Annotated in this window: 11 protein-coding genes and 1 other RNA gene; 1 reads left to right on the forward strand and 11 read right to left on the reverse strand. The window is 43.7% G+C overall.

What is annotated here, in order from left to right; all coding sequences use genetic code 11:
- Positions 1 to 339 precede the first annotated feature (339 nt).
- Positions 340 to 2,052 (reverse strand): diflavin flavoprotein, encoded by a 1,713-nt coding sequence (locus V7K27_RS15475; protein WP_334948711.1) that lies wholly within the window; start codon positions 2,050 to 2,052, stop codon positions 340 to 342.
- A 205-nt stretch (positions 2,053 to 2,257) separates the two neighbouring features.
- On the reverse strand, positions 2,258 to 3,997 hold the full coding sequence (locus V7K27_RS15480; protein WP_334948633.1) for a diflavin flavoprotein: 1,740 nt from the start codon (positions 3,995 to 3,997) through the stop codon (positions 2,258 to 2,260).
- Positions 3,998 to 5,153: 1,156 nt separating this feature from the next.
- Between V7K27_RS15480 and V7K27_RS15485 the strand changes: the two genes are divergently transcribed.
- The gene (locus tag V7K27_RS15485) at positions 5,154 to 5,609 is read left to right on the forward strand and encodes a helix-turn-helix domain-containing protein (protein WP_334948635.1); all 456 of its coding nucleotides are present in this window, start codon (positions 5,154 to 5,156) and stop codon (positions 5,607 to 5,609) included.
- Positions 5,610 to 5,991: 382 nt separating this feature from the next.
- On the opposite strand, the gene ssrA is transcribed toward V7K27_RS15485, so the two are convergent.
- The 9 genes from ssrA to V7K27_RS15530 form a co-directional block, all read right to left on the reverse strand.
- Positions 5,992 to 6,381, reverse strand: a transfer-messenger RNA (tmRNA) gene (ssrA, locus tag V7K27_RS15490).
- 182 nt (positions 6,382 to 6,563) lie between these two features.
- Positions 6,564 to 7,511: a F0F1 ATP synthase subunit gamma gene (locus tag V7K27_RS15495; RefSeq protein ID WP_334948637.1), complete on the reverse strand. Its 948-nt coding sequence runs from the start codon at positions 7,509 to 7,511 to the stop codon at positions 6,564 to 6,566.
- 95 nt (positions 7,512 to 7,606) lie between these two features.
- Positions 7,607 to 9,127, reverse strand: coding sequence for a F0F1 ATP synthase subunit alpha (atpA, locus tag V7K27_RS15500; RefSeq protein ID WP_334948639.1), 1,521 nt, complete (start codon positions 9,125 to 9,127; stop codon positions 7,607 to 7,609).
- Between the two features lie 263 nt (positions 9,128 to 9,390).
- Entirely contained in the window at positions 9,391 to 9,945 is a 555-nt protein-coding gene (gene atpH, locus V7K27_RS15505; RefSeq protein ID WP_334948641.1) for an ATP synthase F1 subunit delta, read from the reverse strand.
- A complete protein-coding gene (locus tag V7K27_RS15510) occupies positions 9,942 to 10,514 on the reverse strand; it encodes a F0F1 ATP synthase subunit B (protein ID WP_334948643.1) in 573 nt (190 codons plus the stop codon). Before V7K27_RS15510 ends, atpH begins: the two co-directional genes overlap by 4 nt.
- 163 nt (positions 10,515 to 10,677) lie before the next feature.
- Positions 10,678 to 11,109, reverse strand: a complete 432-nt coding sequence (locus V7K27_RS15515) for a F0F1 ATP synthase subunit B' (RefSeq protein ID WP_334948645.1) — start codon at positions 11,107 to 11,109, stop codon at positions 10,678 to 10,680.
- A 726-nt stretch (positions 11,110 to 11,835) separates the two neighbouring features.
- Positions 11,836 to 12,084 carry an ATP synthase F0 subunit C gene (gene atpE / locus V7K27_RS15520; RefSeq protein ID WP_196521630.1) on the reverse strand — a complete coding sequence of 83 codons (249 nt, stop codon included), beginning with the start codon at positions 12,082 to 12,084 and terminating at the stop codon, positions 11,836 to 11,838.
- Positions 12,085 to 12,236: 152 nt separating this feature from the next.
- Positions 12,237 to 12,998, reverse strand: coding sequence for a F0F1 ATP synthase subunit A (gene atpB, locus V7K27_RS15525; RefSeq protein WP_334948647.1), 762 nt, complete (start codon positions 12,996 to 12,998; stop codon positions 12,237 to 12,239).
- Positions 12,999 to 13,058: 60 nt separating this feature from the next.
- Positions 13,059 to 13,499, reverse strand: coding sequence for an ATP synthase subunit I (locus tag V7K27_RS15530; RefSeq protein ID WP_334948649.1), 441 nt, complete (start codon positions 13,497 to 13,499; stop codon positions 13,059 to 13,061).
- Positions 13,500 to 13,917 lie beyond the last annotated feature (418 nt).

Below are 13,917 nucleotides of genomic sequence, written 5' to 3' on the forward strand. Positions count from 1 at the left end.
TGCCAATGCAATACCCTGCAATGCCAATGCAATACCCTGCAATGCCAATGCAATACCCTGCAATGCCAATGCAATACCCTGCAATGCCAATGCAATACCCTGCAATGCCAATGCAAGACTCTGCAATGCCAATGCAATGCTCTGCAATGCCAATGCGTTCCCCTACATTAAAAACGCTACGTTTTTATGCAAAACTGTACTAGTACCATTTCACTTTAATAATGATACAAATACGTGGGTAAAGGTTTAGCATTGCTAAACCCCTACGAAAAATCTATGTGTATCAGGATTTTCGTGAATTGGTATCAGGCCGCTGCTTAACCGGGATTTCTCACTATATTAATAATGAGTGCCAGTTTTGCGATGGTTGATGGCAGTAACAGCATCGGGCTTGAGTAATTTACCTTCATCCACAGTTGCATACACAACCCAGTGATCGCCACATTCCATACGTTCCTTGACTGAGCATTCCAAATATGCTAGAGCGTCGGTAAGGACGGTACAGCCGTTATCCGCAACTGCTGTATGAAAGTTGGCAAATCGATCTTCCCCTGGCGCGAAAGATTTACGGAAATGCTTCATGTAATCTTGATGATTGCCTTCAGGTAGAATATTTAAGGCAAACTTCCCGCCTGGATACATCAAAGATTCGATCGCTCGATCTTTAGCGATCGCAACGGTGAGTCCAGGTGGGTTGAAGGTGGCTTGAGAAACCCAAGCGCCTAACATTCCGGTAGACACTTCTCCAAGTTTAGCTGTCACCACGCAGACGGAACCAACGATCCGACCAACAGCCTGTTCCACTGGAGTCGCGGCTTGTTGTGGTACGCGTACCTTTTTAGCTTTTTTCAGTGCTTGGGCAAAGTCTGTACCTAGTTCTTCACAGAATTTGAGAGTGACATCATCAGGTTTAAACTTCACCTTCAGGGTGTCAAAGCCAAAGCGATATCCAGCATCGCGGAGTTTACCTTCGATTAAGTCAAATGCTTCGCCACTCCAGCCATAGGAACCAAAGACCCCAGCAAGTTTGCTGTTGTCACCGCTTGATAGGACAATACCTAAAGCAGTATGAATGGGAGTTGGCGCATGACCACCAATGGTGGGAGAACCAATGATAAAACCCTCTGACTGTGCTAGGTTAATGCGAACTTCATCAGGGGTGGCAAATTCGCAGTTGATTGATTTTACTGCGACTCCACCTTTAGTTAGTCCCAAAGCGATCGCTTGTGCTAAAGTCGCCGTATTCCCGTAAGCTGAAGCATAAAGTAGAGCAACAGAAATCTCGCGATCGTTGTGAGCGCGACTCCATTCTCCATAAGCTTTGGTAAGTTCGATTAAGCTGGTGCGTACCAAGGGACCATGACCCACAGCATACATTCTCACTTGCAAATCTGATATTTTCTCCAAAGCTGCTTCCACATGAGCAGATTGGGGAGCCATCAGGCAGTTAAAGTAGTAACGCTGGTCTTCTTTGAGCGCTTCCCAGTTATCATCAAACACATCATCACCACAGAGATGAGTTGCAAATAACTTATCTGTGTAAAGAATTTGGGTTTGCTCGTCGTAGGTACAAAGTCCTTCCGGCCAACGTGGACTGGGAGTGGGGAAGAATTTTAAAACATGACCCTTGCCTAAATCCAGAGTTTCTTTCCCCCGCATCACCAAGACTTTCAAATCTTGCTCTAGGAAAGCAGCACGCAAATTGTTTGCACCGGGAAGAGAACAGACAAAAGTTACCTGTGGTGCCAGTTCTAAAATTGCTTTGATGGTTGCAACTCGGTTGGGATTAAAATGACCCAGGATAATATAATCCAAATGTTGCAAATCTAAAGTCTGGCGCAATGCCTCTAAATAAATTTCGGTGAAGCTTTCTGGCGGTGGATCAATAAGTGCGGTTTTATCAGCTTCAATTAAATAGCAATTGGAGGTAGTACCTCTTTCAAGTGCGTATTCAATTTCAAACCGCAGACGTGACCAACTACGTGCCCTGAGAGCCTTAGTATTTGTAGCAATTGGTAGAACTTGGACGTCGCGTGGCTTGGAATTGGTCATAGGTGTTTGAAAATGGGGAGTGGGGAGTGGGGAATGGGGAATGGGAGTGGGGAGTGGGGAATGGGGAGTGGGGAATGGGGAGTGGGGAATGGGGAATGGGGAGTGGGGCAAAGACTTGTACAATTTCTTCTCTGCTTATAAGCTCCCCTACTTCTTTATTCCCTACTCCCTACTCCCTACTCCCTACTCCCCACTCCCCCAATCTTTAGTAGTAATTACCTACTTTCCGATGACGAACGGCTGTCAGTCCATCATTTTTGGAGACACGACCTTCTTGGACGGTGCAGTATAAAATCCAGTGGTCGCTGCATTCCATGCTGCTTTGTATTTCACATTCCATATATGCCAGAGCATCAGTTAGAATCGGCGAACCGTTTTTCGCGGTTTGAGTTTTCACTCCGGCAAATCGGTCAGCACCGGGATGCAAGCGCTTCAGAAAGTGCTTTTTCAATTCTTGATAATTGCCTTCTTCCAAAACGTTGAGGACGAAGCGATCGCCTACTTGCATTAAGGAATCAATGGCGCGGTCTTTAGCAACGGCAATTGTCAATCCTAATGGTTGCAAACTGGCTTGCGTTACCCAGGACGCCAGCATTGCACTTGACATATTTCCTTTTTTAGTGGTGACTATATACAGTCCACTGCTAATCCGACCCAGCGCCTTTTCCATGTCCACATCGAGGGACTTGATTTGCTTGATGTTGCGATCGCGCACCAGCAATTGTCCCAAGTCTTTACCGGCTTCTTCACACAACTGGAATGTTGATGCCGTGGGAGCTTCTTTAATCCGAATGGCTGGAAAAGCTTCTTTGATGCCAGAGTCAAGAAATTTTCTGCGGAGTGTATCAATGGGTTCATCATCCCCACCGTAACATTCAAACAGCCCAATAAATTGCTTGTTCTTGGCGACAGCTAGCACTGAACTGATACTAGCTTGGGCGGCGGCGGCGCTAGTTGGGGGCATACCAATAATGATCCCAGCTGCTCTCCCGGCTAGTTCTTGAATTTCTTGGCTTTCAGCAGTACTTAGATCCAGTACTTCTACGCCAACGCCAGTTTTTAGTATACCTTCGGCAATTGCGTGACCGAGGCGTTCGCCATATCCGTAATCTGAGACAAAAAACAAGCCAACTGTTGTTTCTGCTTTAGCTTGTTTTTGGCTCCAATTTTCGTAGCACCCGGTTAGAACATCGAGATGGTGGTATAATAATGGCCCGTGACCGTTGGCGATAATATTAATCTTCCCTAGATCGCCCATCCGCTTCATCGCATTCAGCAGCGAACGAGCGTTAGGGCCCATCAAACAGTCGTAGTAAAATCTAAAGTCAGCTTCGATCGCTTCTAAATCTTCGTCGAAGGTGCGATCGTCACAGAAGTGCATCCCAAAAGCATCACAGGTGTAAAGGGTTTGGGTTTTGCGGTCAAAGCTAAAGATTGTATCTGGCCAGTGCAGGTTAGGCGCACTCACGAATTCCATTTCGTGTCCTTTACCAATATCGATGCGATCGCCAGTTTTTACAACCCGCTTAGAAAAAGGATCGTGTACCAAACCTTCTAAAAATTGCAGCGCAACTTTTGAGGCTAAAACGGTGGCTCTAGGAGCTAACTGGAGGACATCTTCTACTAAGCCGCTATGGTCTGGCTCTGTGTGACTAACAATTATGTAATCAATTGTTTTGGGGTTGACAAGACCTTTTAGAGTCTCTAAATACAGATTGCGAAACTTCTGGTGAGAAGTATCAATCAAAACTGTTTGTTCACCCCTAATGAGATATGAATTGTAGGTTGTACCGTTTTGCAGTCCGAATTCGATATCGAAGCGATCGCGGTCCCAATCAAGAGAGCGAATCGCCGTTGTGTTAGGGGCAATTTCTACAGTTTGTATAGTTAGCCGATGTTGAACGTTCTCTGCGTTGGCCTTGCCGGTCGTAGACATCGCTACCATTCTTCGTCTCCGAGCGCAAATTAACAGGTTTTTCTTCTGCCCCCATTGTCTCTATTATTTTTATTTTAAGTTGTAATGAATATCAGTTTTTGATAAATTTAACTTGTATCAATTATTGCTGTTTTTTAGCCAAAAACATGACTCCAAAAATCTCCTAAATATTAATTTTTTCTAAAGAATTACTGAGTATATAATTTTCCTATTTATCTGGTTTTATCCTAATTCAAAAATATCATGTTCATCATATTATTTGACAATAAAAACTTAAAAACTTCAAAATTCAAAAAATATCACATATCCACAACTGTTATAGTAACCTTTCTTTTTGAGAATGACGTATGAATGCTAAGGACATAACAGGATTTATAAAGAAACTTTGTAATTGTGGCGCAGAATATTGGGCGATCGCAAAATCGATGTCTTAAGAGAATAGAAAAAGTTAGTTTTTTTGAAGTCCTTTCTTATAACTAAGTAGGAAAGGTAGGAAAGGTAGGACAACATTTTAAATATCCCTCAAATGAGCAGTTCCCACTATTTTTTCCAATGGGTATTATATATATAGTTGTCTCAAGCAAGAATCTTGTTGGGTAAAATATAAATTTTATGTAAAGTCGAGAAAACAGATGTCTTTTTAGAGATAATCAAGGGCAAGTTTCTGAGACGAGTTGAATAAAAAGAACTGGGACTGTATACCTTTTTCTGCTCATTCAAGTATAAACTAGCGTAAAAGTCTTTTTAAAGTTTCGATGAATGACCGTAAGAATACGAATAATCTAATAATTTTGATGATACAGTTTCTTTATTATCAACCTAACCATTAATCAAAACAACGCCAACAAATTATTTTCATCATAGCCATAAGCAACAGCGTCTGGCTATCCAATGTACATACCCATACAGGCTAAGGGTGTCGTTTTTTGTGTACCTAACTTTTTAGGAAAATTCATTACCTATGATAAATTACAAACATTAACAATGTTCTCAAGCTAATACTTCGCGCATAACAGCCATAAGGCTAGACTTCGGATACTTAATACTTGTCATTCAAGTTACAAATGTATTATTCAATACATACCGGAGTAAATATAGAGGCGTGAATAGATACGTGAATAGATATAAGAATGCCAAAAATTGACTATGTGAAAGGTTATCGTTTATGGGATGCCGATTGAAAGTCTTTCTAAATGAAGAAGAAAAGCTGACTTTAGAAGAGTTAAGAAAAGCCAAAGATGTTCCTCAACGTACTAAAGATCGGGCTCAAGTTTTATTGCTGAATGCTCGCGGCTTAAAAAATGAGCATATTGCTAAAGGCTTAAACTGGGCTATTTCAACAGTACGTCAAACTCTTCATCGCTGGGAAAAGATGGGTTTAGCAGGTCTGTGGGATGCTCCAGGTCGGGGGGGAAAACCCCGATATTCCGAATCAGATTTGGTTTATCTAGAAAATTGTTTAGCTCAAGAGCCACAGACTTATAACTCAAAAGAACTGGCAAAAAAACTGGCATCTGAGCGTCAAGTAAGCTTGAGTGCAGACCGATTACGGCGGGTACTTAAAAAAAGGGGAAGGAGGTTTGAAAGGCCACGCACACAACCCCAGGAACAGAAGAATTAGCTGATTGTTGAATAACTGTTGAAGAGGAAGTCAGAATTCAGAAGTCAGAATTCAGAAGTCAGAAGTCAGAAGTCAGAATTCTGAATTCAGAAGCAAGACGCTCGCCATTGGTGTCAACTTAAGGCTAAAAGGGCGGTTAGAAACCGCGTCTACACGAGGCAAAACCCACCTCCGTGGGTTAAGATCCCTTGATTTTGTAGTCCACGGAGGTGGACTTTGTTTGTGTAGCCGCGAATTCTATTCGCCAGGGCTTAAGTTGACTGCTTAGTAACCATCGGACTCCAATTCATTCTGAATTCTGACTCCTGACTCCTGAATTCTGTCTAGATAAAACAAAATCCACCTAAACATTAAAGTGTTTGGTGGATTTGTTGCTTATTCTTAGTGGATCCGAGCAGAGTCGAACTGCTGTCCAAATTGGGTATTGACCCCCCGCTCATTCACAGGTTTAGCCTTTCTGACCCTCAAGGCGGGAATCGTTCATTATCCCGAACGTAGGATGCTCTGATTTAATCTTAGCTAACAAGCCAACCAGAGAACGCTTGCTAGAGCATCCGTTGGGGTTTGGTCTTCAGTCCTTAACGGAGTCAAACTAAAGACGCTCGAACCTATAAGAGGTGTTTAGGCAGCTACTAGAGCTTCCCGACGAGCAAAGTTAACGATGTTGTTCGCATTTACTTTTTTTTCGAGCCTTTGATTTGCGAGAGGAGACTCACTCTCGACCTGAATCACAGAGCAGCGTTCGCCAACCTGTCGAAACCGTGACGGACCCATGCACTTCATACTTCAATTATAGTACACGATTTTGTAATTCGTAATTTGTAATTCGTCGTAATTCGTAATTCGTAATTATCAAAGTCGGAATATATGGCTCCAATTACTCAAAATAGCCAATCGCTAATTTTAAAACCATTAGCAATTGGCTATTTGCCATGATCTACAACAAGTATTTTTCTAAGTTAGTGCTTCTGCACCGCCCACAACTTCAAGGAGTTCTTGGGTAATTGCAGCTTGTCGGGCTTTGTTGTAAGACAATGTGAGGGTGTTAATCAGTTCACCGGCGTTCTCACTGGCATTACTCATGGCTGTCATCCGCGCTGCTAGTTCACTAGCGGCAGATTCTTGTAGCGCCCGCAATAACTGGTTACTTAGATACAGGGGCAACAAAGAATCGAGAATCTGCACTGGATCTTGCTCAAAAATCATGTCAGGAGCCAAAGCGCGAACTTGCTTAGTCACTTTCTCCCGTTCTACTTCAAATTTACCGCCACGGGTTGTCAAGCGGAAGATTTCATCATCGGCTGCTTCTAGACCTTGCGGATCGAGGGGTAGTAAGGTTTGCACCACAGGACGGGAGCTAACCAAGGAAAGGAATCTGGTATAGATTAATTCGATGCGGTCAACTTTTTCCGAAAGGAATAAGGAAAGTAGTTGGTCAGCAATCTGATTGGCTTCCGGTGCGGTGGGAATTTGCTCTAGGCCACTGTAAGTAGCATCAATGGGCTGATCGCGGCGTTGAAAGTATTGTGTAGCTTTGCGTCCGACGATCACAAATGTATAGTCTATACCTTCTGCCTTGATTTCCTTGGCGCGGTTTTCAGCACGACGGATAACGTTATTATTGTAGCCGCCACATAGGCCGCGATCGCCTGAAATAACCAACAGCCCAACTGACTTAACTTCGCGTTTTTTCAGTAGTGGTAGGTTTGCTTCTTCAAAGCGCAGACGGCTTTGCAAACCATATAATACTTGTGCCAAGCGATCGGCAAAGGGGCGAGTCGCTAGCACTTGTTCTTGCGCCCGACGCACTCTAGCTGCTGCAACTAGGCGCATGGCTTCTGTGATTTTTTTGGTGTTTTTGACCGACTGAATGCGATCGCGTATTGCTTTTAGATTGGCCATATTCTTGTTTTTAGTCCTTAGTCATTTGTCATTTGTCCTTTGTCACTAGTCATTAGTTATTTACCAATGACTAATGACTAATGACTAATGACTAATTACGCTGTAGCTTTGAAGGTCTTCTTGTATTCGGTGAGTGCTTCCTTCAAGGCAGCTTCTTCGGCGTCACCTAGGGCTTTAGATGCTTGTACTCCTTCTGCATACTGGGTTTTCCCAGTTTTTAAGTATTCCCGTAGACCTTTGGTGAAGGTGGTTATTTGATTTACAGGGATGTCATCTAAGTAACCATTAATCCCAGCATATAAAATTGCGACTTGCTCGTATACTGAGAGTGGCGAATTTTGTGGCTGTTTGAGGAGTTCGCGCAACCGTTGACCCCGTGCCAACTGGTCTTGAGTGGCTTTATCCAAATCGGAAGCAAATTGAGCGAAGGCTTGCAGGTCGTCAAATTGGGCTAGTTCCAATTTAATCTTACCGGCAACTTTTTTCATTGCTTTGGTTTGAGCCGCAGAACCCACACGGGATACAGAAATACCAGGGTTTACAGCCGGACGGATACCAGCGTTAAACAGGTCAGAAGAGAGGAATATCTGACCATCGGTAATGGAAATTACATTGGTGGGGATGTATGCCGAAACGTCACCAGCTTGGGTTTCGATGATTGGCAGGGCGGTCATACTGCCTTTACCTAATTCGTCACTCAGCTTTGCGGCTCTTTCTAACAAGCGGGAGTGGATGTAGAATACATCTCCAGGGTAAGCTTCGCGTCCGGGTGGACGACGCAGCAATAGGGACATTTGGCGATAAGCTTGGGCTTGCTTGGAAAGGTCATCATAAATTACTAGGGTAGCTTTGCCCTTGTACATAAAGTACTCAGCAATACTTGCGCCTGTGTAGGGAGCTAGATATTGCAGGGTTGCTGGTTCACTGGCACTAGCAAAAACAACGACAGTGTAATCCATCGCGCCTTTTTCTTGCAATGTCTGCACCACGTTAGCAACTGTGGAAGCCTTTTGACCGATCGCCACGTAGACACAAACTACATCTTCTTCTTTTTGGTTGATGATGGTGTCGATCGCGATCGCAGTTTTACCGGTTTGGCGATCGCCAATAATCAATTCTCGCTGACCACGACCGATGGGAATCATGGAGTCAATAGCTGTAATACCCGTTTGCATGGGTTCGTGTACAGATCGACGGGCAATGATACCGGGTGCTGGAGATTCAATCAAACGGCTTTCTGAGGACTTGATTTCTCCCTTACCATCGATGGGAAGACCCAAAGCGTTTACAACTCGTCCAATTAAGGCTTCTCCTACGGGTACTTGGGCAATTTTACCAGTGGCAGTTACAGAACTACCTTCTTGAATTTCCAGCCCTTCACCCATCAGCACCGCGCCCACGTTGTCTTCTTCTAAGTTCTGGGCGATGCCAATTGTGCCATCTTCAAATTCTAAGAGTTCCCCAGACATAGCCTTTTCCAGACCATAAATCCGGGCAATACCGTCACCTACTTGTAGAACGGTACCAACGTTAGCAACTTTGACCTCTTGATCGTATTGCTCGATTTGTTGTTGGATAATGCTGCTAATTTCGTCAGGTCTAATTGATATGCTCATGTGTCTATCTTTTTTGCTTTCGAGACTGAAAATTTAAAGAGTTAGGACTGATGAATTAAGAGTTAGGAGTGATGAATTAAGAGTGATGAGTGATGAGTTAAAAATGCAAAAATTACAAGTTAAAAGTCAAAATAAATTATTGTTTACTTAACTCTTAACTCCTGTACAGACGCGATTAATCGCGTCTCTGCTCCTAACTCCTGTACAGACGCGATTAATCGCGTCTCCTATCTTCTAACTCCTAACTCCTAACTCCTAACTTTTTAACCACTGGTTAAGCGCAATGAAAGGCGGCGCAACTGACCCCGGATACTGGCATCAATTACCTGCGAACCTACTTTAATAATCACCCCACCAATTAACTCGCTGTCTACCTTGGTTTCTAGTTCTACCTGGCGAGCATTCGTGATGGCAATGACCTTTTGGATGATTGCCTGCTGTTGAGCTTCTGTGAGGGGAACGGCTGAAATTACTTCCGCTAATACGGTTTGATTCAGCTGCCGCAACAGCGCCAGATATTGTTGAAAAATTGATTCCAAGAAGGCAATGCGGCGTTTATCTACTAGTATTAGCAAAAAATTGCGTAAGTAGGGGTTAGCGCCTTCACCGAGTATTTGTTTAATCAGAGCTTTTTTGTTCTCAGACTGAATAAACGGGTTGCTGAAGAAGTTGTGTAGCTGTTTGTCTGCTCTCAGCAGGCCCAGGAAAGTACGCGCATCTTCCCCGAACTGTTCTGTCAAATTTTTCGATTGCGCTATTGACAAAAGTGCCTGTGCATAAGGCTGGGCTATTTCGGCTGCTGCTACATTGCTGGTCATACATTGCCTCCGAGTTGTGCGATGCTGCGGTCAATTAAACTTTGTTGAGCATCGTCGGCAATGCCGCCTTTGAGTTGCGATTCGACTTTTTGCAATGCTAGTGTAGCAACTCGTTGCCGCAGTTGACCGATCGCTCGGTCTGTTTCGCTGTTTAAATCGGCTGCTGCTGTTTGTTTCAGTCGTTCTACGTCTTGCACTGCTTTCGCTAACAGGGCTTCTTTAGTCTTGATGGCGTTTTCTTGGGCAGATTTGCGGATACGTTCTGCTTCTGCCTGAGATTGGGTCAACTGCTCTTGCGCTTGGGATAGGGCAGTCTGTGCCTCTTTTAAGCGCCCTTCTGCTTCCTGAATTGCGGTGGCAATATTGGCTTGTCGCTCGTTCAGGATATTGCTTAAAACTTTACGTCCGAAGTAGAATAGTATGCCAATCAGAATCGCTATATTGATCAGGTTGGTTTCAAAAATGTCTAGGTTTAGACCGAAACCACCTTCTGCTGCGCCTTCTGCCAATTCAGAGTGAACAGCGTTTGCTTCTGCGGCAAGTAATAAGAATGTGCCCATGATACCCATTTACAAGTGCGCTGCTCGCTTGCTAATACGTTGTATTTTCCGTTCGGGGAAATAAAGTATCTTTCCCTGAAGGGAAAAAGTGCCTTTTTTGACACTTAATTAAGCGCTCTGGGACTTACTGCCCAGTTGCGCGTATGCTTTCAAGAGAACCAGTCTTGTTAGTTTATCTAACTGGAGTTGGTCCCAATAGTTTTTCTAGAATCTGCCTGCTTAGAGCATCAACTCGTTGCTCTAAGGTACGCATAGCTTCCTGCTTTTGTTGCTCTATTTCAACAGCAGCTTGTTCTCGTTGAGACTGAGCTTCTTTTTGGGCTTCAGCGATTTTTTCGGCAGTAATTTTCTTAGCTTCAACTTGAGCTGCTTCTACAGTAGCTTGCGATTGTCTGCGAGCGTCTGCGAGTTGCTGCTCATATTCAGTAGCTAAACGTTCAGCTTTCGCCAAGCGTTCCCGCGCATCAAGAGTATTAGTTCGGATATAATTATCGCGATCGTCTAGTACCTTGGTCAGTGGTTTGTAGAAAATTACATTCAACAAAGCTGCCAATAGCAGGAATTGTAATGCCATGAAGGGCAAGGTAGCATCGAAATCAAACATTTCTCTCCTCTTTGGCTGGAGTAGCAGTTTTCCTGGCTAGCAACATTATCCAACCTTTGATATTTTAAAGACCCATAGCCACCAAGGGTCAAGCTATTTTGGATTTTAGGCTTCGTCGTGAGCGCTCAGTCGAACGATTTGCAATTTTAGATTTGTTCCACCGACAAGCTTAGGGCTATGTACCGAAAACTCTTGATAATCCAAAATCCAAAATTGTTAGTCAACTACATCAGAACGATTTAATGCCCAAAATATTTAGATGCTAGAGGCGTGATGGTTCACCAAACACCTCTCGCCGTGGAAGCCCCCGGATAAATCCTTTGGGGGTACACCGAACAGGCGAATTTTACGAGGTGAATATTTTGAAAGCATTATCGCCTTGGGGTTACTCGGTTTGGTGTGCTGTTGTGTTGCACTTTGGGCAAGACAATTATTGCTTCAAACTTTTCGCCCTGTACGCATAATGTTTGCTCCAAGGAGCCTCGCTTTCGCGGTTATGTTAGCTTTGACAATGTTAGAGGTCGGTACTGTCCAAACGACACTGGTTTAACCCTTTTAAGCCTGTTTAATCGTTTAGTTCTAGAGCAAGGGACTAGCTTCGCATCCCCTGGTAGGTCTTGAACTCTTGCCTCTAACGTAGTACTGAATCGTACTTAGTCTGGTCAGATTAGGGCTTTTCAAGCCCCCGCATTTATGCGTGGGGTTTCTGACAAAAACTTTTAGGTCTTATCCTGCGAAGGGGTTAGCAAACAGCAACACCAGGGCAATAACTAGACCATAAATAGTCAGCGATTCCATGAAAGCTAAGGTTAATAGCAGAGTACCGCGAATTTTTCCTTCTGCTTCTGGTTGACGGGCAATACCTTCTACTGCTTGTCCAGCAGCATTTCCTTGACCAATACCAGGGCCAATTGCAGCTAAACCAATCGCTAAAGCAGCAGCGAGAACTGAAGCAGCCTGCACTAATGGATCCATTTTGATTTTCCTTGGTTTGATTACAAAACTAACAAATGTACGTTAACGACTAGAAACGTGTTTTTCACGCTTGCTGCACCGAGTTCTGACAAATCGCTTTTGCGATGTTTTGAGCAAATATGCTCTTGGAACTGTGCTATCAACTGAGAAGTTTAATGCTCCTCATGCTCTTCTTCACCGTGTCCCTCGATTGCCTCATGAATGTATGCCCCCGCTAGGGTAGCAAAAACCAGGGCTTGAATGGCACTGGTAAATAAACCCAAGGCCATTACAGGCAGAGGTATAAATAGAGGAACTAGCAGCACCAGCACCGCTACTACCAGCTCATCGGCTAAAATATTACCAAATAGCCGGAAGCTTAGGGAGAGGGGCTTGGTGAAATCTTCAAGAATTGCGATCGGCAATAGAATAGGTGTTGGCTCGATATATTTCTTAAAGTAGCCCAAACCCCGTTTGCTAAAACCTGCGTAAAAGTACGCTAATGAGGTTAGCAGTGCCAATGCAACAGTCGTATTGATGTCATTGGTGGGAGCGGCCAATTCACCCGAAGGTAGCTTGATGAGCTTCCAAGGAATTAGCGCACCCGACCAGTTCGATACGAAAATAAACAAGAACAATGTGCCAATAAATGGCACCCAAGGGCGATAGTCTTTCTCACCGAGTTGGTTTTTGGCCAAATCACGAATAAATTCTAGGGCATATTCCATCAAATTTTGGATGCCTTTAGGAATTCTTTGTGCGTTGCGAGTAGCAGCTATTGAAGCCACTACTAAAATGCTAATCACAAACCATGAGGTGAGAAAAACTTGCCCATGAATTTTAAGATTGCCCAACTGCCAGTAGAAATGATGACCTACTTCTAATGCGGCGAGGGGAAAAGAATTAAAGGCGTTTAAGACACTAAGCATTTGCATTCTTCAAGCATTTTCCCCAACAAGCGAGGATGGGATTATTGTCTTTGTGAGCCTGACTTTTTAAGAATCAGTAATGAACGCAATTTGCACCATATACACGAGGAGCGTGGCTTTGTAAGTGAGAAATCCCAAAAATATGGGTAGAATCTGTAGCTCACGCCATTGAGTTGCTACGATCATTACTCCGATAAACAGAGCAAAACGAGTTTTGCTCAAATTGGTTTTCTCACTACCGAGCTGCTCAACGTCTCTAGCCAGCATTTTTAAGTAAACCACACCTGTACACGCCCCAATTAAATAATTCAGAGCAATGTTCAAGGAATAAAAAATCCACACAGAGATAAAAATAACCCCCGTCAAGACAAGCGTGATTACCAACAATCGCTGGAAGAGTTGATAGAACTCTTGCATGGAGTTACCTGATTCTGTGTCTTCAGAATCAGTTTTAGCATCTTGTTGCGTTGTCGGAGTGGGCGCAATTGATTCGTCTGACAAGCTCACGGGACTTGAAACCAGTACAGTTAAACATGATGACTGCACATTCAGTCAGATGAATCATATCACGATGCGGTAACAATACTTTAGGAAAAAACAATTAACTTCTTATCAACATTAGACAGTCAGTAAAATCGCGCCCCCAGAAGCGAGAGAGCAGCTGATGATCTGAGGGAGTGAGGGGGTGAATTATCAAGAATCACTGCCTGAAAATTCAAAATTTCTTCCAATTCCAGATTTTTTGAGAGAATAATTTCCTCCAAAGACGTTAAATAGCATCTTGGTGTTTGAATTAAGTCGGTGTCAATAAAATCAACTGGTGCTTGAGGAGTGTATAAACGTACCGCAAATCAGAAATCGTAGAGTAGCGGCTTGTGGTTAAACATCGCACCAGTGCTGAATTCCAGAAAACTCCAACTTTTGG

The organism is Nostoc sp. (assembly GCF_036919575.1).
Classification (GTDB): domain Bacteria; phylum Cyanobacteriota; class Cyanobacteriia; order Cyanobacteriales; family Nostocaceae; genus Nostoc.

Coding starts and splice junctions, on each gene's coding strand:
- V7K27_RS15475 (WP_334948711.1), bottom strand. CDS start 2,052: ATGACCAATTCCAAGCCACGCGACGTCCAAGTTCTACCAATTGCTACA.
- V7K27_RS15480 (WP_334948633.1), bottom strand. CDS start 3,997: ATGGTAGCGATGTCTACGACCGGCAAGGCCAACGCAGAGAACGTTCAA.
- V7K27_RS15485 (WP_334948635.1), top strand. CDS start 5,154: ATGGGATGCCGATTGAAAGTCTTTCTAAATGAAGAAGAAAAGCTGACT.
- V7K27_RS15495 (WP_334948637.1), bottom strand. CDS start 7,511: ATGGCCAATCTAAAAGCAATACGCGATCGCATTCAGTCGGTCAAAAAC.
- atpA (WP_334948639.1), bottom strand. CDS start 9,127: ATGAGCATATCAATTAGACCTGACGAAATTAGCAGCATTATCCAACAA.
- atpH (WP_334948641.1), bottom strand. CDS start 9,945: ATGACCAGCAATGTAGCAGCAGCCGAAATAGCCCAGCCTTATGCACAG.
- V7K27_RS15510 (WP_334948643.1), bottom strand. CDS start 10,514: ATGGGTATCATGGGCACATTCTTATTACTTGCCGCAGAAGCAAACGCT.
- V7K27_RS15515 (WP_334948645.1), bottom strand. CDS start 11,109: ATGTTTGATTTCGATGCTACCTTGCCCTTCATGGCATTACAATTCCTG.
- atpE (WP_196521630.1), bottom strand. CDS start 12,084: ATGGATCCATTAGTGCAGGCTGCTTCAGTTCTCGCTGCTGCTTTAGCG.
- atpB (WP_334948647.1), bottom strand. CDS start 12,998: ATGCAAATGCTTAGTGTCTTAAACGCCTTTAATTCTTTTCCCCTCGCC.